The organism is Streptacidiphilus albus JL83, from assembly GCF_000744705.1.
Taxonomy (GTDB): domain Bacteria; phylum Actinomycetota; class Actinomycetes; order Streptomycetales; family Streptomycetaceae; genus Streptacidiphilus; species Streptacidiphilus albus.
The window spans coordinates 6,350,479-6,373,522 of the sequence record NZ_JQML01000001.1 but is presented as its reverse complement, the minus strand read 5'-3'; the positions used below and the strand labels follow the sequence as shown (position 1 = coordinate 6,373,522).

At 67.8% G+C, this 23,044-nt stretch carries 11 protein-coding genes and 3 rRNA genes; 4 read left to right on the top strand and 10 right to left on the bottom strand.

What is annotated here, in order from left to right; genetic code table 11:
* Positions 1 to 215 precede the first annotated feature (215 nt).
* Positions 216 to 4,742 carry a HAMP domain-containing protein gene (locus BS75_RS27935; protein WP_042440938.1) on the bottom strand — a complete coding sequence of 1,509 codons (4,527 nt, stop codon included), beginning with the start codon at positions 4,740 to 4,742 and terminating at the stop codon, positions 216 to 218.
* A gap of 334 nt (positions 4,743 to 5,076) precedes the next feature.
* Between BS75_RS27935 and BS75_RS27930 the strand changes: the two genes are divergently transcribed.
* Positions 5,077 to 7,908 (top strand): SpoIIE family protein phosphatase, encoded by a 2,832-nt coding sequence (locus tag BS75_RS27930; RefSeq protein ID WP_034090237.1) that lies wholly within the window; start codon positions 5,077 to 5,079, stop codon positions 7,906 to 7,908.
* 367 nt (positions 7,909 to 8,275) lie between these two features.
* Positions 8,276 to 8,845 carry an acetate uptake transporter gene (locus BS75_RS27925; RefSeq protein WP_034090236.1) on the top strand — a complete coding sequence of 190 codons (570 nt, stop codon included), beginning with the start codon at positions 8,276 to 8,278 and terminating at the stop codon, positions 8,843 to 8,845.
* A 78-nt stretch (positions 8,846 to 8,923) separates the two neighbouring features.
* Here BS75_RS27925 and BS75_RS27920 read toward each other — a convergent pair whose 3' ends face one another.
* Together BS75_RS27920 and BS75_RS27915 are read right to left on the bottom strand one after the other, a co-directional pair.
* Complete coding sequence (locus BS75_RS27920) at positions 8,924 to 9,769, bottom strand: phosphatase PAP2 family protein (protein ID WP_063771631.1); 846 nt, start codon at positions 9,767 to 9,769, stop codon at positions 8,924 to 8,926.
* An 80-nt stretch (positions 9,770 to 9,849) separates the two neighbouring features.
* A complete protein-coding gene (locus BS75_RS27915) occupies positions 9,850 to 10,410 on the bottom strand; it encodes a helix-turn-helix domain-containing protein (protein WP_034090235.1) in 561 nt (186 codons plus the stop codon).
* A gap of 61 nt (positions 10,411 to 10,471) precedes the next feature.
* Between BS75_RS27915 and BS75_RS27910 the strand changes: the two genes are divergently transcribed.
* Positions 10,472 to 11,749 carry a benzoate/H(+) symporter BenE family transporter gene (locus tag BS75_RS27910; RefSeq protein WP_081982624.1) on the top strand — a complete coding sequence of 426 codons (1,278 nt, stop codon included), beginning with the start codon at positions 10,472 to 10,474 and terminating at the stop codon, positions 11,747 to 11,749.
* A 40-nt stretch (positions 11,750 to 11,789) separates the two neighbouring features.
* Positions 11,790 to 12,614 carry a class I SAM-dependent methyltransferase gene (locus BS75_RS27905; protein ID WP_034090234.1) on the top strand — a complete coding sequence of 275 codons (825 nt, stop codon included), beginning with the start codon at positions 11,790 to 11,792 and terminating at the stop codon, positions 12,612 to 12,614.
* 74 nt (positions 12,615 to 12,688) lie between these two features.
* Here the strand turns inward: BS75_RS27905 and rrf are convergent.
* The 7 genes from rrf to thyX all read right to left on the bottom strand — a co-directional run bounded on the left by rrf (position 12,689) and on the right by thyX (position 23,004).
* Positions 12,689 to 12,805, bottom strand: a 5S ribosomal RNA gene (gene rrf, locus BS75_RS27900).
* 79 nt (positions 12,806 to 12,884) lie between these two features.
* Positions 12,885 to 16,007 (bottom strand): 23S ribosomal RNA (locus tag BS75_RS27895).
* A 309-nt stretch (positions 16,008 to 16,316) separates the two neighbouring features.
* A 16S ribosomal RNA gene (locus BS75_RS27890) occupies positions 16,317 to 17,835 on the bottom strand.
* The 16S, 23S and 5S rRNA genes sit together here, the layout of an rRNA operon.
* A 501-nt stretch (positions 17,836 to 18,336) precedes the next feature.
* Positions 18,337 to 19,122 (bottom strand): alpha/beta fold hydrolase, encoded by a 786-nt coding sequence (locus tag BS75_RS27885; RefSeq protein ID WP_034090233.1) that lies wholly within the window; start codon positions 19,120 to 19,122, stop codon positions 18,337 to 18,339.
* 162 nt (positions 19,123 to 19,284) lie between these two features.
* Positions 19,285 to 20,970: a ribonuclease J gene (locus BS75_RS27880; protein ID WP_034090232.1), complete on the bottom strand. Its 1,686-nt coding sequence runs from the start codon at positions 20,968 to 20,970 to the stop codon at positions 19,285 to 19,287.
* Positions 20,971 to 21,095: 125 nt separating this feature from the next.
* On the bottom strand, positions 21,096 to 21,995 hold the full coding sequence (gene dapA / locus BS75_RS27875) for a 4-hydroxy-tetrahydrodipicolinate synthase (protein ID WP_034090231.1): 900 nt from the start codon (positions 21,993 to 21,995) through the stop codon (positions 21,096 to 21,098).
* Between the two features lie 274 nt (positions 21,996 to 22,269).
* Positions 22,270 to 23,004, bottom strand: coding sequence for an FAD-dependent thymidylate synthase (thyX, locus tag BS75_RS27870; protein WP_034093901.1), 735 nt, complete (start codon positions 23,002 to 23,004; stop codon positions 22,270 to 22,272).
* Positions 23,005 to 23,044 lie beyond the last annotated feature (40 nt).

The window sequence follows — 23,044 nt, the reverse complement described above, 5'->3', positions numbered from 1 at the left end:
AGGGAACCGGGAGGACGGACGAGCGACAGCAGGTTTCGGACAGATGCCCGCCCCGACCCCCCGCCAATCTGTACGAACGCGGGGAAGACGGTGGGCGCGGATCGGACGGACGGATCCGCACCAGCGGGTGGCCCGGCTGGACACTCTGTCCGGTTCGGCCCACCGCATTGACCGATTACCTCCGCCGCTCCGGCACTGCGCCGGTCACCGCGCGGTCACCGCTCCCTGGCCCGCAGCCAGTGGTCCATCACGCCCAGCAGGTAGTCGGTGTCGACCGGCTTGGTGACATGGTCGGTGGCCCCGGCGGACAGGCTCTTCTCCTTGTCGCCCTTCATCGCCTTCGCGGTCAGTGCGATGATCGGCAGCCCGGCGAACTGCGGCATCCGGCGGATCGCCTCGGTGGTCGCGTAGCCGTCCATCTCCGGCATCATGATGTCCATCAGCACCAGCGACACGTCCTCGTGCTGCTCCAGCACCTCGATCCCCTCGCGGCCGTTCTCCGCGTAGAGCACGGTCAGCCCGTACTGCTCCAGCACGCTGGTGAGCGCGAACACATTGCGGATGTCGTCGTCGACGATCAGCACCTTCTCGCCGCCGAACTGGCCGCGGAAGGGGATCCCGGCCCGGTCGTCCACCAGGATCTCCTCGGGCTGCGGAACCGGCCGCGCCGCCGCGCCGTTCGCCCCGGCACCGGCCCCGTTGGCGGCCCCGTTGGCGGCTCCGGCTCCGGACAGGAGCTCCGCCGCCGGACGGGGCAGGGCGGCCAGCGCCGCGGCCTCCCGACGGCGCTCCTGGGCCGCCTCGCGCACCTCGTCCGCCCAGAGCTGGGCGGGGTTGGCCGACGGCGGCAGGGCGTTCTCGACGCCCGACTCCAGCGGCAGGTAGAGGGTGAACGTGGAGCCCCGGTCCAGCTCGCTCTCGGAGTGGATCTCCCCTCCGAGCAGCCGGGCGATCTCCCGGCTGATCGAAAGACCGAGCCCGGTGCCGCCGTACTTGCGGCTGGTGGTCCCGTCGGCCTGCTTGAAGGCCTCGAAGATCTCCCGGAGCTTGTTCTGCGGGATGCCGATGCCGGTGTCGGTGACCGAGAAGGCGATCAGCGGCTCGTCCGGATCGCTGATCGCGCCGCTCTCCAGCAGCTGCTCCCGGATGTGCACCGGCACCGGGTGCTCGGTGTGGCTGCCGCCGGCCGGCTGGATCAGCAGCTCGACCGCCCCCGAGTCGGTGAACTTCACGGCGTTGGACAGCAGGTTGCGCAGCACCTGCTGCAGCCGCTGCTCGTCCGTGTGCAGGGTCACCGGCAGCTCGGAGGAGACCTGGACGGCGAAGTCGAGCCCCTTGTCGGCGGTCAGCGGGCGGAAGGTGGCCTCGACGTAGTCGACCAGCTGCACCAGCGCGATCCGGGCCGGCCGGACGTCCATCTTTCCCGCCTCGACCTTGGACAGGTCGAGGATGTCGTTGATCAGCTGGAGCAGGTCGGACCCTGCGCCGTGGATGGTCTCGGAGAACTCGACCTGCTTGGGGCTGAGGTTGCCCTCGGCGTTGTCGGACAGCAGCTTGGCCAGGATCAGCAGCGAGTTGAGCGGGGTGCGCAGCTCGTGCGACATGTTGGCGAGGAACTCCGACTTGTAGCGCGAGGAGAGCGCGAGCTGCTCCGCGCGCTCCTCCAGCACCTGCCGGGCCTCCTCGATCTCGGAGTTCTTGATCTCGATGTCGCGGTTCTGGGTGGCCAGCAGCTCGGCCTTCTCCTCCAGCTCCGCGTTGGAGCGCTGGAGCTCCTCCTGCCGGGCCTCCAACTCGGCCGAGCGCATCGACAGTTCGGCGGTCAGCCGCTGCGACTCCAGCAGCAGCCCCTCGGTCTTGGTGTTGACCGAGATGGTGTTGACGGTGACGCCGATCATCTCCGCGATCTGGTCCAGGAAGGCCAGACTGACCTTGGTGAAGGCGTTGAAGGAGGCCAGCTCGATGATCCCGAGCAGCCTGCCCTCGAACAGCACCGGCATCACGATCACATTGACCGGCGCCGCCTCGCCGAGACCGGAGGCGATCCGGAGGTAGCCGGGGGGCGCGGAGGTGAGCAGGATCGGCCGCTTCTCCACCGCCGCCTGTCCGATCAGCGACTCACCGGGACGGAAGGTGGTCGGCATGGCCCGGCGCTGGTAGCCGTAGGAGCCGATCAGCCGGAGGATCAGGTCGCTGTCGTCCTCCTCGTCGGTGACCCGCTCCTGGGATCTGGTCCCCGGCTGGGCCAGGAAGAAGGCGCCGTGCTGGGCCGAGACCACCGGGGTCAGCTCGCTCATGATCAGCGCGGCGACGGCCTCCAGGTCGCGCCGGCCCTGCATCAGCCCGGAGATCCGGGCGAGGTTGGTCTTGAGCCAGTCCTGCTCCTGGTTGGTACGGGTGGTCTCGCGCAGGTTGGCGATCATCTGGTTGATGTTGTCCTTGAGCTCGTCGAGCTCCCCGGACGCGTCCACGTCGATCCGCAGCGAGAGGTCGCCCCTGGTCACCGCGGTGGCGACCTGGGCGATGGCGCGGACCTGCCGGGTCAGGTTCCCGGCCAGCTCGTTCACCGACTCGGTGAGGTCCTGCCAGGTGCCGGCCACGCCGGGGACCCGGGCCTGGCCGCCGAGGCGGCCGTCGGTGCCGACCTCCCGGGCCACCCGGGTGACCTCGTCGGCGAAGGCCGACAGCTGGTCGACCATGGTGTTGATGGTGGTCTTCAGCTCCAGGATCTCGCCCCGGGCGTCCACGTCGATCTTCTTGGACAGGTCGCCCTTGGCCACCGCCGTGGTCACCTGGGCGATGTTGCGGACCTGTCCGGTGAGGTTGTTGGCCATCTGGTTGACGTTGTCGGTCAGGTCCTTCCAGATCCCGGCGACGCCGGCCACCCGGGCCTGGCCGCCCAGGGTGCCGTCGGTGCCGACCTCCCGGGCCACCCGGGTCACCTCGTCGGCGAAGGCCGACAGCTGGTCGACCATGGTGTTCAGGGTGTCGGCCAGCGCCGCGACCTCGCCCTGGGCCTCGATGGTGATCTTCTTCGACAGGTCGCCGCCGGCCACGGCCGTGGCCACCTGGGCGATGTTGCGCACCTGGAAGGTCAGGTTGCTCGCCATGAAGTTGACGTTCTCGGCGAGGTCCCGCCAGATCCCGGAGACCCCCTTGACCCGGGCCTGCCCGCCGAGGATGCCCTCGGTGCCGACCTCGCGCGCCACCCGGGTCACCTCGTCGGCGAACACCGACAGCTGGTCGACCATGGTGTTGACGGTGGTGACCAGCTCCAGGATCTCGCCGCGCGCGTCCACGGTGATCTTCTTGGAGAGGTCGCCCCTGGCCACCGCCGTGGTCACCTCGGCGATGTTGCGGACCTGCCCGGTCAGGTTGTTGGCCATGAAGTTGACGTTGTCGGTCAGGTCCTTCCAGGTCCCGGACACCCCCGGCACCGCCGCCTGACCGCCCAGGGTGCCCTCGGTGCCCACCTCGCGGGCGACCCGGGTGACCTCGTCCGCGAAGCCGGAGAGCTGGTCGACCATGGTGTTCAGGGTGGTCTTCAGCTCCAGGATCTCGCCCCGGGCGTCGACCGTGATCTTCTGCGACAGGTCGCCCCGGGCGACCGCCGTCGCCACCTGCGCGATGTTGCGGACCTGGCCGGTCAGGTTGCCGGCCATGAAGTTGACGTTGTCGGTCAGGTTGCGCCACACCCCGGCCGCGCCCGGCACCATCGCCTGGCCGCCGAGGATGCCGTCGGTGCCGACCTCCCGGGCCACCCGGGTCACCTGCTCGGCGAAGCCGGACAGCTGGTCGACCATGGTGTTGATGGTGTTCTTCAGCTCCAGGATCTCGCCGCGGGCGTCCACCTCGATGGTCTGCGAGAGGTCGCCGCGGGCCACCGCCGTGGTCACCTGGGCGATGCTGCGGACCTGCTGGGTCAGGTTGGTCGCCATCAGGTTGACGTTGTCGGTCAGGTCCTTCCAGGTCCCGGCCACGCCCGGCACCGTCGCCTGGCCGCCGAGCCGCCCCTCGGTGCCCACCTCGCGGGCCACCCGGGTCACCTCCGAGGCGAAGCCGGAGAGCTGGTCGACCATGGTGTTGACGGTGTTCTTCAGCTCCAGCATCTCGCCGGCCACATGCACGGTGACCTTGCGCGACAGGTCGCCCTTGGCCACCGCCGTGGTCACCCAGGCGATGTCGCGGACCTGCGCGGTCAGCCGCCCGGCCATCATGTTGACCGAGTCGGTCAGGTCCTTCCAGCTGCCGGAGACGCCGCGCACCCGGGCCTGCCCGCCCAGCTTGCCCTCGGTGCCGACCTCGATGGCGACCCGGGTCACCTCGTCGGTGAACTCCGAGAGCGAGTCCACCAGCCCGTTGACCGTGCGGCCGACCTTGAGGAACTCGCCGCGCAGCGGATGGGTGCCGCCGTCCGGACCGAGCGCCCGCAGCTCCATCCGCTGCTCCAGGTCGCCCTCGGCGATCGAGCCCAGCACCCGGCCGACCTCGGCCATCGGCCGCGCCAGGTCGTCGATCAGGGCGTTGCAGTTGTCGACCGCCGCGCCCCAGGCGCCCTCTCCCGCGCCCACCTCCAGCCGCTCGGACAACCGGCCCTCGCGCCCCACCAGCCGCCGGACCCGGGCCAGTTCGCCGGTCAGGTGCTGGTTGCGCTCGGCGATCTCGTTGAAGATCGCGGCGACCTCGGCCATGACCGAGTCCCCGGGCACCGTGAGCCGTCTGCGGAAGTTCCCGTCGCGCATCGCCGTCAGTGCGGACAGCAGCTTGCGCAGGTCCGCCGCGTCCGCGCCCCGGTTGTGGCGGCCCCTGCCGCCCCGGACCGCTACCGTCGCTGTCGCCCTGCTCGAATCCACCGGGGTCCCTCCAGAGTTGCGGACCGGCTGTCGACCAACAATCTAGCGACCCGAACGGGTTGCGGGAGGGCTGGCGCGGGGTATCGCCCTGCAGATCGAACACGGACCTTCGGGGCCCGGCCCACGGTCCGCCGCGGCCCGACGGGCGACGGGAGTGCCTCCCGGAAAGTAACCTGACGGCCTGACGACCGTTGTCACAGCAGAGGAAAGAAGGGGTCACCTCGTGGTCACCGCGCGGGCAACCGCCACGTTCGAGCCGGTCGGCCGCTCCGTGGCGTCCGCACGCGCCTTCGTCCGCGACACCCTCCAGGGCTGGGGGTTCAACGAGGTCGTCGACGACGCGGTGGTCCTGGCCAGCGAATTGGTCACCAACGCGGTCGTGCACGCCGGGACGGCGGCCGAGGTGCTGTGCCTGCGCCACGAGCACTCGGTCCGGATCGAGGTCGCCGACCGCTACCCGCACCGGGTGCTGCCGGTGTTCGACGGCGCCTTCTACGGCACCGTCCCGGACCCCGGCTGCGAGCCGCAGGAACCGACCGTCCCCGCGCCCTCCCGGGCCTCGGGCTCCGGCGCACCGGCCGCCGGGCACGCCGGTCTCCAGGAGCTGCACGCCGTCCCCGGGCTCCCCGGCGTCCGCGACGGGGCGGCACTCGAACAGCGCCTCCTCGAAGCCGGCGGCTACGAGCCCAGCCACGCCGACCTGGAACGCGAGGGCGGACGCGGCCTGCTGCTGTGCGCCACCCTCGCCTCCACCTGGGGCGTCGACTACACCCCCACCCGGAAGCGGGTCTGGTACCAGCTCGACCTGCCCGCCCGCGCGGCGGGCACCCGCTTCGCCGGACCGCTGACCCCCGACGAACTGCTCCCCGCCACCGACTCCGGGGTCCGGGTGGCGGTGGTCCAGATCGACGCGGACAGCCGGATCATCGGCTGGAACGCCGACGCCGAGGCGCTGTTCTCGCTGCCCGCCGCCAAGGCCCTGGGCCAGCCCTTCGGCGCGTTCGCGGCCTGGCCGCAGACACCGGGCACCGGGCTCGGCCTGGAGGAGGCGCTCCGGCTGTCCCGCTGGGAGGGCAGCTACGGGCTGCGCGGCGGCGACGGCCGGGTACTGCCCGTCTACGGGGCGCACCTGCGGGTACGGGACAGCGAGGGCTCGCCCTCCACCGTCTGTCTGCTGGTCCCGGAGCACGAGCGCGCCGTGCTCCAGTCCCCGTTCCGGGGCGGCGGCGAGCAGGGCGGACTGGAACGACAGGGCGGCGAGACCCGCGGCGGCGCCCAGTCCTTCGACACCTTCCTCGGCTCGCCCGCCCCCGACGACCTGGACAGCCTGCTCCAGCGCACCGTGGAACGCGCCCGCGACATGCTCGACGGCGACGCCGCCTACCTGCTGCTCGCCACCGACGACGAAACCGAACTGGAGGTGCGCGCCAGCTGCGGCCTGCCCTCCGGGCGCCAGCGCTTCGCCCGGGTCCCGGTCGAGTCCGGCGCCGGACGCTACGGCTCGGCCCGGCTGCCGGCCGTCCACGACGACCTGACCACCCAGGCCGGACTGGTCCCGCTGCTCAGCGGCACCGGGCTGCGCTCGGTGGTCACCGTGCCGCTCAAGGTCGAGGGCCGGCTCACCGGCTCGCTCGGGGTCGCCGCCCAGGCCCCGGAGCAGTACCGCAACGAGGACGCGATGCGGCTCCAGTTCGCCGCCGACCGGATCGCGCTGGCCGTCGAGAGCGCCCGGCTGACCGAGCTGGAGCGGCTCCGTCGAGGCTCACTGTCGTTCCTGGTCGAGGCCTCCGACCTGCTCGCCGGCACGCTGGAGCGCGACCAGACGCTGGCGCTGATGGCCCAGATGACCGTGCCGACGCTGGCCTCCTGGTGCGCCGTCTACACCATCTCCGAGCAGTCCCCGCCGGAGCTGGCCTTCGTCCTGCACGAGGACGAGGACCAGATCGACGGCCTGCGGGCACTGCTGGCGCAGATCCCGCCGCCGGAGCCGCTGAACCTGCCCGGCGCGCGGAGCTGGCGCGCGCCCGCGGTCGCGGCGCACGACGCGGCGATGCGGGTCTCCCTGCGCAGCCTCGCCCGCGAGGGCACCAGTCGGCCGACCCCGGGCTCCGGACCGGCCACCGCACTGGCCACCGCCGCCACCGTCGGCGGCGAGACCGTGGTGCTGCCGCTGGTCGCCCGCAACCGGGTCATCGGGATGCTGACGCTCGGCAAGGCCGCCGATGAGAAGTTCCGCCGGGAGATCCTGGAACTCGCCGAGGACCTCTCCCGCCGGGCCGCCCTGGCCCTGGACAACGCCCGGCTCTACTCCGAGCGCACCGCCATCAGCCGCGCCCTCCAGCGCAGCCTGCTGCCGCCGGAGATGCCCCGGATCCCCGGCCTGGAGGTCGAGGTGGTCTACCGCGCCGCCGGCGAGGGCAACGAGGTCGGCGGCGACTTCTACGACGTCTTCCCGATCCGCCCCGGCAGCTACGGCTTCGCCATCGGCGACGTCTGCGGCACCGGTCCGGAGGCGGCGGCGGTCACCGGCCTCGCCCGGCACTCGCTCCGGCTGCTCGCCCGCGAGGGCCTGTCCGCCCCCGAGGTGCTGAAGCGGCTCAACGCCGCCATCCTCGACGAGGGCACCCGCAGCCGGTTCCTGACACTGCTCTACGGAGAGTTGACGCCACGTCAGGACGGTTCGGTGGAGGTCAGGTCGGTCTGCGCCGGGCACCCGCTGCCGCTCCGGCTGCGCCCGGACGGCACGGTCACCGCCGCCGCCGAGCCGCAGCCGCTGCTCGGCGTGCTGGAGGACCTCGACCTCTACGAGGAGACCTTCGTCCTGGAGCCGGGCGACGTCCTGCTCTGCGTGACCGACGGCGTCACCGAGCGCCGCGAGGGCACCCGGATGCTCGGCGACGACGGGCTCGCCGACGTCCTCGCCGCCTGCACCGGCCTGACGGCCGGCGCGGTCGCGGCCCGGGTGCTGCGCGCGGTCGAGCGCTTCGCGCCGGAGCCGGCCTCCGACGACATGGCCATCCTCGCGCTGCGGGTACCGCAGCCGCGGTCCGCCTGAAGGCTCCGGCCCTCCTCCGCGGTCACGGACAGTCCCGCCCGAGGCGGCTCCGCGACGGCGGTCGAAAGCGCCGTATCCGGGCGGCCATACACCATGACCATGTGCTCTGTGGGTCGCTGCACTGATTTGGTCGATAAATCTATGATTACGGAAGGTTGACGACCGGTCACTGTCGGGTACGGAACAATCGTCAGGACAATGCGGTCGAGCGTCGCACCACCGGCAGGCCGGGGCAGGCAATGGCGCAGGCCCCCATCGAGCAACCAGCGATCCGTACCGCCGGCACCGACCAAACTCTCCGTTCCACCCGTTCCGTTCCGCCCGTTCCGTTCCACCCGTTCCGTTCCACCCATGGAAAGGAGCCCCCGTGAGCAACGAAGCCGCGGTGGCACAGCAGTCCCGCACCCTCTCCCTCGGCGCCGCAGCCGGCCCGCTCGGTTACCTCGCCCTCGGCCTCACCCTCCTCGCCTTCGGCCTTCTCGGCACCGGCGTGCTCAGCGGCACCGGCGTCCGCAACGCCGGCACCATGGCCCTCCTCGTCGGCGGGCTGACCCTGTTCGTCTCCGGCCTGCTGGAGTTCCGCGGCGGCAACGCCGCCACCGGCACCGCCTTCGTCGTCCTCGGCGCGTTCTGGGGCACCTGGGCCGAGGCCGGTCCGGCCGGCAAGAACGCAGCCGGCCTCTTCCTCGTCCTCTGGGCCCTGCTCGCCCTCACCATGACCGCCGCCCAGTGGGGCAGCGGATCACTGGTGCGCGACGTCTACGCCCTGTTCACGGTCGCCCTGGTGCTGATGGCCGTCTCCGCCTTCGCGGGCAACGACACCGTCGGCAAGATCGGTGGCTGGGTCGCCGCCGTGGCCGGACTGCTGGCCTGGTACAGCGCGACCTCGGCGCTGGCCGGCGGCAGTTGGGGACGGGTGTCGCTCCCCGTCCGCTGACGGCGGGACCACGGGTACGGGCCGGACATCCCGGATCGGGGGTGTCCGGCCCGGTTCCGTCCCTCAGCGGTCCAGGCCTCAGCTCGTCGGGATCCGCACCGGATCGGACCGCCCCTCGGGCAGCAAGACCTGCCGGCGCGACCGCAGGCGGCGCAGCCCCCGGGCGCCCGACCACTGCAGCAGGTAGCTGAGCAGCAGCAGGAGCACCGCCGCCACCCCGTCCAGCCAGTAGTGATTGGCCGTCACCACGACCACGGTCACCGTGATCAGCGGATGGAGCAGCACCAGCCAGCGCCAGCGGCTCGGGCTGATCCGGATCACCGCCACCGCCACCAGCAGGCACCAGGCGACATGCACGGACGGCATCGCCGAGTAGGCGTCGGCCTGCAGCCCGTCGATCGTCGTCCCGTACACGGACTGGCCGTACTGGACCGCCGTGTCGACCATTCCGGAGTCCGGAAGCAGCCGGGGCGGGGCCACCGGGATCAGCTGGACCGCCAGCGACATCGCGGTGACCAGCACCAGCGTCCCGCGCACCCACGGATAGGACTCGCGGTGCCGGAAGAACACCCAGGCGAGCAGCGCGATCATCAGTCCGAAGTGCATGGAGGCGTAGTAGTAGTTGGCGCCCTGGACCAGGAGCGGATGCGGCAGCACCAGGCGCTGCAGCGCCGCCTCGCTCGGCAGGCCGAGTCCGCGCTCGGCGTTCCAGATCCACTCCCCCCGCGAGACGGCGTCGCCGGTCCCCATCACCGAGGCCTGACCGGCGAACTGCCACACCGCGAACAGGCCGACCACGGTGGCGATCTCACGCAGCACCAGGGCGGAGGAGGCGCGGCCGGTCCGGCGGACCAGCAGCGAGCCGGCATACACCGTCGCGCCCAGGGCCCCGGCGGACTGCCAGGACAGCGTGAGGTTCTGCATGGCAAACCGCCTTCTCTCCCCGTGTTGGGCACACCGTAACGTCAGCGCCCGGCAGCCGACACTTCGGGGCGGCCGTTCGGTCACCCGGCCCGATCCGGCAGCGGGTGCCTGATCAGCAGGCTCGCCTCGACCGGCGTGGAGCCCAGGGCCGCATAGGTGTGCGGGCCGTCGCAGGACCAGTGGCCGTGGCCTCCGGCGGGTACGTCCACCGGCGCCCCGACCGGCCCGACCCGCGCCGTCCCGCTGAAGACGGTCAGGTACTCGACGACCCCCGGTCCATGGCCGGGCGAGGTCTGCACCCGACCGGGGCGGATCCGCAGCCGGTACAGCTCGGTACTGACGCCGCCGTCCACGAACGCCTCCAGCAGCGTCGCGGTCACCGCCTCGCCGTGCATCTCGGGAGCGCCGCCGGACATCGGCTCCGCCAGCAGCGCCGCCAACGGGACGCCCAGCTGCGCGGCCACTGCATACAGCGTCTCCACCGTCGGATTGCGACTGCCCGTCTCCAGCCCGGACAGTGTGGCCTTGCCGATGCCCGCCCGACCGGCCAGCTCGGAGAGGCTCACCCCGCGCTCGACCCGCAGCCGGCGGATACGGCTGCCCAGCGCAGCGGCGGACTCGTCCGTTCTTGGCTGAACCATGGCACCGAGTATCCCGCGCCCGCTATCGTTCCATAAACGGAACACCTACGGGGGGAGTGCCATGACCGCCACCGAACCGCACAGCGGAACCACCACGCCGCCCACCACACCCGCCACACCGCCCACCGACTCTGCCGCCGCGCCTGCCACTGACCGGACCTCGGACATCGGACCGCCGCTCACCGCCGGTGTGCTCACCGCCCTCGTCGGCTTCACCAGTTCCTTCGTCCTGGTCCTCACCGCCCTGCGGGCCGTCGGCGCAGACCCCCGCGAAGCCGAGTCCGGACTCTTCCTGCTCTGCCTCGCCATGGGCGGTCTGGCCCTCTGGCACGGCCTCCGCCACCGGCAGCCGCTCAGCTTCGCCTGGTCGACCCCGGGCGCCGCCCTCCTCATCAACGCCGGCCACCACAGCGGCGGCTACCGCTACGCCGTGGGCGCCTTCCTGCTCGCCGGACTGCTGATCACCCTCACCGGACTCTGGGGCACGCTCCGCAACTGGGTCTCCGCCATCCCCACGGCGCTCGCCACCGCCCTCCTGGCCGGCGTGCTGCTCCCGCTCTGCCTCGCCCCGGTCGAGGCCGCCGCCCACCTGCCGTCACTGGCCCTGCCGGCAATCGTGGTCTGGGCGGTGCTGACCCGGTTCGCGCGTCGCTGGGCGACCCCGGCCGCGCTGGTCGCCGCGGCCCTCATGCTGCTGATCCACCACTCGCTCCGGCTGGGACCGGCGGGCGACCTGCTCCCGATCCCGGTGCTCACCGCCCCCGCCTTCAGCCTGGGCGCGCTGGTCGGGATAGCCGTGCCGCTCTACGTCATCACCATGGCCTCGCAGAACATCGCCGGCCTCGCCGTGCTCAACCACTTCGGCTACCGGCCACCCACCCGGTCCCTGCTGGTCAGCACCGGGCTGACCACCGTGGTCGGCGCGGCCGGCGGCCTCTACATGGTCAACCTGGCCGCCATCACCGCCGCCCTGTCCGCCGGCCCGGACGCCCACCCGGACCGCAACCGGCGCTGGATCGCCTCCGTCACCGCAGGCGTGGTCTACCTGCTCCTCGGATTGACGGCGGGCCTCTGGGTCGCGCTGCTGGCATCGGCCCCGCCGCTGCTGATCGAGGCGGTGGCCGGCCTGGCCCTGCTCGGCACCCTCGGCTCGGCCCTCTCCGCCGCGCTCGCCCAGGAGGAGGGACGCGAGGCGGCGGTCATCACCTTCGTCATCAGCGCCTCCGGCATCTCGGTCCTCGGTATCGGCGCTCCCTTCTGGGGCCTCGTGGTAGGTCTCGGCGCCCACCTGCTGCTGTCCCGGACCGGAACGCCCAAGCCGAGCCCTGCCTCCCGATAACCGCTTGCCCCCGCCCCGTTCCGAACGGCATCGTCCCCTCATGGACCAATCCACCAGCGCGCCGAACCTGCGTCCGGACATCCTCGCCCACTACGAACTCGGCCAGGAGGCCGACCGGCTGAGCAGAAGGACCGGCACCGGCCGGCTCGAATTCCTGCGCACCAAGGACCTACTGAGCCGCACCCTGCCGACCCCGCCCGCCCTGGTCCTCGACGTCGGCGGCGGCAGCGGCGTCTACGCCGCGTGGCTCGCCCAGCAGGGCTACCGGGTCGAGCTCGTCGATCCGGTCCCGCTCCATGTGGAGCAGGCCGGCCGGCAGCCCGGTGTCTCGGCCCGGCTCGGCGATGCCCGCGACCTCCACGACGCTGCGGACGCCTCCGTCGACGTGGTCCTGCTGCTCGGCCCGCTGTACCACCTCCAGGAGCGGGAGGAGCGCCTGGCCGCGCTCGGAGAGGCCCGCCGGGTCACCAGGCCGGGCGGGATCGTCGTCGCCGCGACGATCAACCGATTCAGCGCTCTGCACGACAGCCTGGCCAAGGGGGTCTACTACACCCCGGAACGCCGGGTCGTCATCGACGCGGGCACCGAGAACGGCCGCCACATTCCCCGCCCGGAGGGCTCGGACTTCACCACGGCGTTCTTCCACGCGCCCGAGCAGATCGCCGAGGAGTTCACCGAGGCCGGGCTAGGTCCCAGCCGGCAGTACGGCATCGAGGGCGCCGCATGGCTCATGCCCAATACCGCCACCGACCTCGACGACCCCGAGCGCACCGAGGTCCTGCTCGCCGCCCTGCGCCGGACCGAGAGCGTCCCCTCGCTCCTCGGCGCGAGCAGCCATTTGCTCACCGTGGCGGAGCGGGGCTGAGTAACGGCCCGTCTGTGTCCGGACATGCCGAAGAGCCCCCTGACCAGTGGTCAGGGGGCTCTTCATCAAAGGTTGTTCGGCGGCGTCCTACTCTCCCACAGGGTCCCCCCTGCAGTACCATCGGCGCTGTGAGGCTTAGCTTCCGGGTTCGGGATGTAACCGGGCGTTTCCCTCACGCTATGACCACCGAAACACTATGAAGATATCGACAACACGCTGCCGGAAGCAGGGGTCGTTTCTTCAGAACAACACAGTGGACGCGTAGCAACTATGGACAAGCCCTCGGCCTATTAGTACCGGTCAGCTCCACCCCTCACAGGGCTTCCACATCCGGCCTATCAACCCAGTCGTCTACTGGGAGCCTTACCCACTCAATGGTGGTGGGAGTCCTCATCTCGAAGCAGGCTTCCCGCTTAGATGCTTTCAGCGGTTATCCCTCCCGAACGTAGCCAACCAGCCATGCCCTTGGCAGGACAACTGGCACACCAGAGGTTCGTCCGTCCCGGTCCTCTCGTACTAGGGACAGCCCTTCTCAAGACTCCTGCGCGCGCAGCGGATAGGGACCGAACTGTCTCACGACGTTCTAAACCCAGCTCGCGTACCGCTTTAATGGGCGAACAGCCCAACCCTTGGGACCTACTCCAGCCCCAGGATGCGACGAGCCGACATCGAGGTGCCAAACCATCCCGTCGATATGGACTCTTGGGGAAGATCAGCCTGTTATCCCCGGGGTACCTTTTATCCGTTGAGCGACGGCGCTTCCACAAGCCACCGCCGGATCACTAGTCCCTGCTTTCGCACCTGCTCGACCCGTCGGTCTCACAGTCAAGCTCCCTTGTGCACTTACACTCAACACCTGATTGCCAACCAGGCTGAGGGAACCTTTGGGCGCCTCCGTTACATTTTAGGAGGCAACCGCCCCAGTTAAACTACCCACCAGACACTGTCCCTGATCCGGATCACGGACCCAGGTTAGACATCCAGCACGACCAGAGTGGTATTTCAACGACGACTCCACAACCACTGGCGTGGCCGCTTCACAGTCTCCCACCTATCCTACACAAGCCGAACCGAACACCAATATCAAGCTATAGTAAAGGTCCCGGGGTCTTTCCGTCCTGCTGCGCGAAACGAGCATCTTTACTCGTAATGCAATTTCACCGGGCCTATGGTTGAGACAGTCGAGAAGTCGTTACGCCATTCGTGCAGGTCGGAACTTACCCGACAAGGAATTTCGCTACCTTAGGATGGTTATAGTTACCACCGCCGTTTACTGGCGCTTAAGTTCTCAGCTTCGCTCCGTCGAAACAGAACTAACCGGTCCCCTTAACGTTCCAGCACCGGGCAGGCGTCAGTCCGTATACATCGCCTTACGGCTTCGCACGGACCTGTGTTTTTAGTAAACAGTCGCTTCTCGCTGGTCTCTGCGGCCGGCCCCAGCTCGGAGTGCAAGACTCGTCACCAGTTCCGGCCCCCCTTCTCCCGAAGTTACGGGGGCATTTTGCCGAGTTCCTTAACCATAGTTCACCCGAACGCCTCGGTATTCTCTACCTGACCACCTGAGTCGGTTTGGGGTACGGGCCGCCATGAAACTCGCTAGAGGCTTTTCTCGACAGCATAGGATCATCCACTTCACCACAATCGGCTCGGCATCAGGTCTCAGGCTCATGTTGTGCGGATTTGCCTACACAACGCCCTACACCCTTACCCCGGGACTACCACCGCCCGGGCTGGACTACCTTCCTGCGTCACCCCATCGCTCACCTACTACCAGCTTGGGTCAGCGGCTCCACCACTCCTCATCACCCGAAGGATCCGAGACGGCTTCACGGCTTTAGCATTACCGGGTTCGACGTTGGCGCTTCAAAGCGGGTACGGGAATATCAACCCGTTGTCCATCGACTACGCCTGTCGGCCTCGCCTTAGGTCCCGACTTACCCTGGGCAGATCAGCTTGACCCAGGAACCCTTGGTCAATCGGCGCAAGAGTTTCCCACTCTTGTATCGCTACTCATGCCTGCATTCTCACTCGTATACCGTCCACGACTGGCTTCCGCCGCCGCTTCACCCGGCACACGACGCTCCCCTACCCATCACAGCCCCCGTTAGGAGTTAAGCTGCAATGACACGGCTTCGGCGGTGTACTTGAGCCCCGCTACATTGTCGGCGCGGAATCACTTGACCAGTGAGCTATTACGCACTCTTTAAAGGGTGGCTGCTTCTAAGCCAACCTCCTGGTTGTCTCTGCGACTCCACATCCTTTCCCACTTAGCACACGCTTAGGGGCCTTAGCCGGTGTTCTGGGCTGTTTCCCTCTCGACCATGGAGCTTATCCCCCACAGTCTCACTGCCGCGCTCTCACTTACCGGCATTCGGAGTTTGGCTAAGGTCAGTAACCCGGTGGGGCCCATCGCCTATCCAGTGCTCTACCTCCGGCAAGAAACACGCGACGCTGCACCTAAATGCATTTCGGGGAGAACCAGCTATCACGGAGTTTGATTGGCCTTTCACCCCTAACCACAGGTCATCCCCCAGGTTTTCAACCCTGGTGGGTTCGGTCCTCCACACGGTCTTACCCGCGCTTCAACCTGCCCATGGCTAGATCACTCCGCTTCGGGTCTTGGGCGCGCTACTAAACCGCCCTATTCGGACTCGCTTTCGCTACGGCTACCCCACACGGGTTAACCTCGCAACACACCGCAAACTCGCAGGCTCATTCTTCAAAAGGCACGCAGTCACGACAGCTATGTGCAAGCACACGCTGCGACGCTCCCACGGCTTGTAGGCACACGGTTTCAGGTACTATTTCACTCCGCTCCCGCGGTACTTTTCACCATTCCCTCACGGTACTGTCCGCTATCGGTCACTAGGGAATATTTAGGCTTAGCGGGTGGTCCCGCCAGATTCACACGGAATTTCTCGGGCTCCGTGCTACTTGGGAGAAACTCAAGAGAGCCGTACAGGTTTCGTCTACGGGGGTCTTACCCTCTACGCCGGACCTTTCGCATGTCCTTCGACTACCCATACGGTTTCTGACTCTCCGACCGGCCGGCAGACCGATCAAGAATTTTCCCACGACCCCAGCCACGCAACCCCTGCCGGGTATCACACATGACTGGTTTAGCCTCATCCGATTTCGCTCGCCACTACTCTCGGAATCACGGTTGTTTTCTCTTCCTGCGGGTACTGAGATGTTTCACTTCCCCGCGTTCCCTCCACACTGCCTATGTGTTCAGCAGCGGGTGACAGCCCATGACGACTGCCGGGTTTCCCCATTCGGACACCCCCGGATCAAAGCTCGGTTGACAGCTCCCCGGGGCCTATCGCGGCCTCCCACGTCCTTCATCGGTTCCTAGTGCCAAGGCATCCACCGTGCGCCCTTAAAAACTTGGCCACAGATGCTCGCGTCCACTGTGCAGTTCTCAAGCAACGACCAGCCACCCATCACCCCCACCCGACAAGCAGGCAAGGTTCACTGGGGCCGGCGTACCGAAGACAGACCTTGCGGCCGTGCCCTCAGGACCCAACAACGTGCCCGGAACGGCCAACCCCGACCTGCGTTCCACGCGCCGAAGCGCAGTACTGACAGACAAGGACCAACCGTGCCGAATAGTCAACGTTCCACCCATGAGCGAACCAGCACCGGACAGTCGCCGGTGTACTGGCCCTCTGCCCGACCGAAGCCGGGAGAAGAGCTCCTTAGAAAGGAGGTGATCCAGCCGCACCTTCCGGTACGGCTACCTTGTTACGACTTCGTCCCAATCGCTGGTCCCACCTTCGACAGCTCCTTCCCTTGCGGGTTAGGCCACCGGCTTCGGGTGTTACCGACTTTCGTGACGTGACGGGCGGTGTGTACAAGGCCCGGGAACGTATTCACCGCAGCAATGCTGATCTGCGATTACTAGCAACTCCGACTTCATGGGGTCGAGTTGCAGACCCCAATCCGAACTGAGACCGGCTTTTTGAGATTCGCTCCACCTCGCGGTATCGCAGCTCATTGTACCGGCCATTGTAGCACGTGTGCAGCCCAAGACATAAGGGGCATGATGATTTGACGTCGTCCCCACCTTCCTCCGAGTTGACCCCGGCAGTCTCCTGTGAGTCCCCGACATTACTCGCTGGCAACACAGAACGAGGGTTGCGCTCGTTGCGGGACTTAACCCAACATCTCACGACACGAGCTGACGACAACCATGCACCACCTGTATACCGACCACAAGGGGGCGACCATCTCTGGCCGTTTCCGGTATATGTCAAGCCTTGGTAAGGTTCTTCGCGTTGCGTCGAATTAAGCCACATGCTCCGCTGCTTGTGCGGGCCCCCGTCAATTCCTTTGAGTTTTAGCCTTGCGGCCGTACTCCCCAGGCGGGGAACTTAATGCGTTAGCTGCGGCGCGGACCACGTGGAATGTGACCCACACCTAGTTCCCAACGTTTACGGCGTGGACTACCAGGGTATCTAATCCTGTTCGCTCCCCACGCTTTCGCTCCTCAGCGTCAGTAATGGCCCAGAGATCCGCCTTCGCCACCGGTGTTCCTCCTGATATCTGCGCATTTCACCGCTACACCAGGAATTCCGATCTCCCCTACCACACTCTAGCCTGCCCGTATCGAATGCAGACCCGGAGTTAAGCCCCGGGCTTTCACATCCGACGTGACAAGCCGCCTACGAGCTCTTTACGCCCAATAATTCCGGACAACGCTCGCACCCTACGTATTACCGCGGCTGCTGGCACGTAGTTAGCCGGTGCTTCTTCTGCAGGTACCGTCACTTGCGCTTCTTCCCTGCTGAAAGAGGTTTACAACCCGAAGGCCGTCATCCCTCACGCGGCGTCGCTGCATCAGGCTTTCGCCCATTGTGCAATATTCCCCACTGCTGCCTCCCGTAGGAGTCTGGGCCGTGTCTCAGTCCCAGTGTGGCCGGTCGCCCTCTCAGGCCGGCTACCCGTCGTCGCCTTGGTAGGCCATTACCCCACCAACAAGCTGATAGGCCGCGGGCTCATCCTGCATCGCCGGAGCTTTCCACGCACACCCCATGCGGGGATGCGTCGTATCCGGTATTAGACCTCGTTTCCAAGGCTTGTCCCAGAATGCAGGGCAGATTGCCCACGTGTTACTCACCCGTTCGCCACTGATCCACCCCGAAGGGCTTCACCGTTCGACTTGCATGTGTTAAGCACGCCGCCAGCGTTCGTCCTGAGCCAGGATCAAACTCTCCGTGAATGTCATTCCGTAATCGGAACAGCACTCGCGTTGAGCGGCACAGCGACCGGCGGAATAGCCGATCCCGTGCACTGCGTCCTCGCTAGTGTTTACTACAGTTTTTCCCAAAGGAACCTCGACCGTCCACATGATGTGGCCGGACGGGGTATCAACATTTGGCGTTGACTTTTGGCACGCTGTTGAGTTCTCAAGGAACGGACGCTTTCTTCAAGACCCTTTCACCGGTCTCTCCGAGCGCTTGTTCGTTCTTCGTTCTTCGTTCTTAAGCTTAGCAGACCGTTTCACCAGTCCGTTTCGCCAGTTCTTGCTCCGTCTTCCCGCACCGTTTCCGGCCCGTTCCGACGAGTGAAACTCTAGCGGATTCTTGTCAGTGACGCGAATTCCGCGCAATCCTCAAAAATTGCACGACAAAGAAGACCGTGCAGGATGTTCGGAGGATTGGTCGCCACCGCAGTTCTGCCAGGGCAACTCGAAGAACACTACGCACCCCCACGGACGATGTCAAACCGGCCGCACCGTGCCCAGGAAGGCGATCAGCAGGGCCGTGACCTCTGCGGGCCGCTCCAGCCCCGGAAAGTGGCCCGCCCAGTCCAACTCCCGATGGATGGCTCCGGCGATCCGGTCGGGCAGTCCGCGGGCCGCCGTCCGAAAATCCACGAAGTCATGGCGGCCTGAGACGGCCAGGCATCGGGCCGTCACGGCGCTCAGCTCGACCGGCCCGTAGCCTCCGTCGAATTCCTCGCCCGCACCCAACTGGACGTCAAAGGCCCGGTGTTGCATCTGTCGCACGGCTCCGCGGGCTGCGCTGCCGGCCTCCGGGCCGAGCCAGGTGTCGACGTTGAGCTCGACCGCTGCGGCAATGTCGCCACGGTCGAGCAGTGCCTCCTCCTGCGTCGCGAAGGCAAGAAGCTCAGCGCTGGGGTCCTCCCCCGAGGAACCGGGCTGCTCGGGAGGTGCTGCGCAGAGCAGCGCCAGCGAATCCACCCGCTCGGGTGAGCTCGCGGCAATTTCCAGGGCGACTCGGCCGCCGTAGGACGAGCCGACGAGGGCAGCCGTGTCGATTCCGAGAACGTCGAGGAGTTCCAGAACATCACCCGCATGGGTGTGTGGTCGCTCCGCCGCCGGCGTGTCGCCGAATCCGCGGAAGTCGCAGCGGACCACGCGAAACCCTGCGTCGATCAGCGGCTGCCATTGGGGTTCCCACATCCTGCGGTCGCAGACCGAGGAGTGGAGCAGTACCAGTACCGGGCCGTCGCCGACGAGAAAGGCGTCATAGGAGAGCGTCATCCTCGGGAAGCTAGGCGTCGGCTGTGGCATCCCGCAACAGCTTTACCGGCTGTCCGCGGAAGGTGAAACGTGTGTGCCCCCTCGACCTGGGCAGAGGGGGCACACACGGGTGGACGTGTTCGCAATCAACTGATCATGCGAGAGACGCGGTCACCGTCGGGGTCAGACCTCTACCACGACCGGGAGGATCATCGGGCGGCGGCGGTAGGTGTCCGACACCCACTTGCCGAGCACCCGGCGAACCAGCTGCTGGACCTGACGGGGCTCGATGACACCGTCCTGCGCCGAGCGGTTCAGCGCCTCCTGCATCTTCTGGATGGCCGGCCCGAAGGCGTCGTCCTCGATGCCGGAGCCGCGGGCCTGGATGTTCGGGCCGCTGACGACCTTGCCGGTGGCCGAGTCGACCACCAGGAACACCGAGATGATGCCCTCCTCGCCGAGGATCCGACGGTCCTTCAGCGAGCCCTCGGTGATGTCGCCGACCGAGAGGCCGTCGACGTACACGTAGCCCGCCTGGACCTTGCCGACGATCCGTGCGACGCCGTCGATCAGGTCGACGACGACGCCGTCCTCGGCGATGACGATGTGGTCCTTCGCAATACCCGTCTTCTGGCCGAGCTCGGAGACGGCCCGCAGGTGGCGCCATTCACCGTGGACCGGCATCAGGTTGCGGGGCTTGCAGATGTTGAAGAAGTACAGCAGCTCGCCGGCCGAGGCGTGACCGGAGACGTGCACCTTGGCGTTGCCCTTGTGCACGACGTCCGCACCCCAGCGGGTGAGGCCGTTGATGACCCGGTAGACCGCGTTCTCGTTTCCGGGGATCAGCGAGGAGGCGAGGATGATCGTGTCGCCCTCGACGATGCGGATCTGGTGGTCGCGGTTGGCCATCCGGGACAGCGCGGCCATCGGCTCGCCCTGCGAACCGGTGCAGACCAGCACCACGTCCTCGTCGGGCAGGTCGTCGAGCGCCTTGACGTCGACAACCAGACCGCCGGGAACCTTCAGGTAGCCGAGGTCACGGGCGATGCCCATGTTCCGGACCATCGAGCGGCCGACGAAGGCGACCTTGCGGCCGAACTCGTGGGCGGTGTCCAGGACCTGCTGGATGCGGTGGACGTGGCTGGCGAAGCTGGCCACGATGATCCGCTTGTCGGCGCGGTCGAAGACCTGCTGGAGCACCGGGCCGATGTCGCGCTCCGGCGCGATGAATCCGGGGACCTCGGCGTTGGTGGAGTCCACCAGCAGCAGGTCGATGCCCTCCTCACCCAGACGGGCGAAGGTCGGCAGGTCGGTGAGGCGCTTGTCCAGCGGCAGCTGGTCCATCTTGAAGTCGCCGGTGGCGACGACCATGCCGGCCGGGGTGCGGATGGCGACCGCGAGCGCGTCCGGGATGGAGTGGTTGACCGCGATGAACTCGCAGTCGAACACGCCGATGCGCTCGCGCTCCCCCTCCTTCACCTCCAGCGTGTAGGGCCGGATGCGGTGCTCCTGGAGCTTGGCCTCGATCAGCGCGAGGGTCAGCTTGGAGCCGATCAGCGGGATGTCGGGCTTCTCCCGCAGGAGGTAGGGGACGGCGCCGATGTGGTCCTCGTGCCCGTGGGTGAGGACGATGCCGTCGATCTTGTCCAGCCGGTCCCGGATGGAGGTGAAGTCGGGCAGGATCAGGTCGACGCCGGGCTGCTGCTCCTCGGGGAAGAGGACGCCGCAGTCGACGATGAGCAGGCGGCCGCCGTACTCGAACACCGTCATGTTGCGGCCGATCTCACCGAGACCGCCCAGCGGGGTGACGCGGAGCGCCCCCTCGGCGAGCGGCGGCGGGGTGCCCAGGTCGGGGTGCGGATGGCTCAAAAGGTTCTCCTCTCCGCGCGTCCCGGACACCCCTCTTGGGTGCACGGTGCGTGCGGCATCGTCAGTTGTGGTGCGTGGTCGTGGTGCGGCACGTCATCGCCGTGGCGCGACGTGAACGTCTGTTGTCAGAGGTGTACCCCTCCGGCCGCGAGATCCTGCGTGAGCTGGGCGATCTCCGCTTCGGTGGCCTCGACCAGCGGGAGCCGCAGCGGCCCGGCCGGGAGGCCCTGGAGCGCCAGGGCGGCCTTGGTGGTGATGACACCCTGGGTGCGGAAGATTCCGGTGAACACCGGGAGCAGCCGCTGGTGTATCTCCGCGGCCTTGTCCGTCGAGCCCGCGAGGAAGGCGTCCAGCATCATCCGCAGCTCGGGGGTGACCAGGTGGCCTACCACGCTGACGAAGCCGGCGGCGCCGATCGACAGCAGCGGCAGGTTGAGCATGTCGTCGCCGGAGTACCAGGCCAGGTCCGTGCGGGCGATGGCCCAGGCTGCGGCGGCGAGGTCGCCCTTGGCGTCCTTGTTGGCGACGATCCGCGGGTGCTCGGCCAGTCGGACCATGGTCTCGGTCGCGATGGCGACGCCGGCGCGGCCGGGGATGTCGTAGAGCATCACCGGGAGCCCGGTGGCGTCGGCGGCGGCCGTGAAGTGTCGGAACAGGCCCTCCTGCGGGGGCTTGTTGTAGTACGGGGTGACCACCAGCAGGCCGTGGGCGCCGATGCGCTCGGCCTCGCGGGCCAGTTCCACGGTGTGGGCGGTGTCGTTGGTGCCCACCCCGGCGATCACCTGGGCGCGGTCGCCCACGGCCTCCAGTACAGCCCTGACCAGGGCGGCTTTCTCGGCGTCGCTGGTGGTCGGCGACTCGCCGGTGGTGCCGTTCACGACGAGTCCGTCGTTGCCGGCGTCGACGAGGTAAGCCGCCAGACGCTGGGCGCCTTCGAGGTCGAGGGAACCGTCCGGGGTGAACGGAGTCACCATCGCGGTCAGTGCCCTGCCGAAGGGGGTCTCAGGGGTGGAGGTCGGAGCCATGAACCCAACGCTACTCGTTACAGGTGTGTGGACGTGAAAGCAGTCCAGCTCGCAGCCCTGTCGGACGGGGCGGCGGCCCTCTCGAAGAGAGCCCGGTGCTGGCTGCTCGGGGGTTCAGACAGCACCGGGGCTCGTGCTTTGAGACTAGGGAACAGCATGATTTACCGCAAATGGGACATAACGTCAGCCCACCTCGCGGCAACGACTGTTTCCGGGAATCCGGCCCTTCGGCTGCCTGCCAGGGGTCTACCCACAGGCAGCCGCGACTACTCCCTCAGGGCGCGACCCGGCCGTGCTCGTTGAAGGCAGTGTGGGTCAGCGGCATCAGCGCGGCCCACTCCAGCTCCATCTTCTCGGCGACCATCTCGATCTCCCGCTGCGGGAAGGACGGCACCTTGGCCCGGTCGTCCTTGGTCCGCAACGAAAGGAAGTGCATCAGCGAGCGGGCGTTGCAGGTGGCGTACATCGAGGAGAACAGGCCCACCGGGAGCACCGCGCGGGCGACCTCGCGGGCCACGCCCTCGGCCAGCATCGCCTGGTAGGCGTCGTACGACCGGCGGTAGGAGTCCTCCATCGCCGCGGTCACGCTCTTGTACTGCTCGGGCGTGCCCTCGAAGAACTCGTACTTCCCGGGACGGCCCTTCTGGACGAGCTTGCGCTCGGGCGCGGGCACGTAGAAGACCGGCTGCAGCTCGCGGTAGCGACCGCTCTCCTCGTTGTAGGAGAAGCCGACACGGTGTCGCTGGAACTCCCGGAAGACGAAGATCGGGGCGCTGACCAGGAAGGTCATCGAGTTGTGCTCGAACGGGGTGCCGTGGCGGTCCCGCATCAGGTAGTTGATCAGCCCCTTGGAGCGCGCCGGGTCCTTCTGCAGCTCGTCCAGGGACTGCTCGCCGGCGGTGGAGACCCGGGCGGCGAACAGCACGTCGGCGTCCTGCGCGCTGCTGCGAACCAGCTCGACGGTGACATCGTCACGGAAGACGATCTCGGGATGCTCCCGTGTCTCCACGGGCTCGGAGGTCTCTGCGGTCACCTGAGTGGTCCTCTCG

Excerpts from the sequence above, each read along its gene's own strand:
- BS75_RS27885 (WP_034090233.1), bottom strand. The coding sequence starts at position 19,122 with ATGACGCTCTCCTATGACGCCTTTCTCGTCGGCGACGGCCCGGTACTG.
- BS75_RS27905 (WP_034090234.1), top strand. The coding sequence starts at position 11,790 with ATGGACCAATCCACCAGCGCGCCGAACCTGCGTCCGGACATCCTCGCC.
- dapA (WP_034090231.1), bottom strand. The coding sequence starts at position 21,995 with ATGGCTCCGACCTCCACCCCTGAGACCCCCTTCGGCAGGGCACTGACC.
- BS75_RS27935 (WP_042440938.1), bottom strand. The coding sequence starts at position 4,742 with ATGCGCGACGGGAACTTCCGCAGACGGCTCACGGTGCCCGGGGACTCG.
- BS75_RS27920 (WP_063771631.1), bottom strand. The coding sequence starts at position 9,769 with ATGCAGAACCTCACGCTGTCCTGGCAGTCCGCCGGGGCCCTGGGCGCG.
- BS75_RS27910 (WP_081982624.1), top strand. The coding sequence starts at position 10,472 with ATGACCGCCACCGAACCGCACAGCGGAACCACCACGCCGCCCACCACA.
- BS75_RS27915 (WP_034090235.1), bottom strand. The coding sequence starts at position 10,410 with ATGGTTCAGCCAAGAACGGACGAGTCCGCCGCTGCGCTGGGCAGCCGT.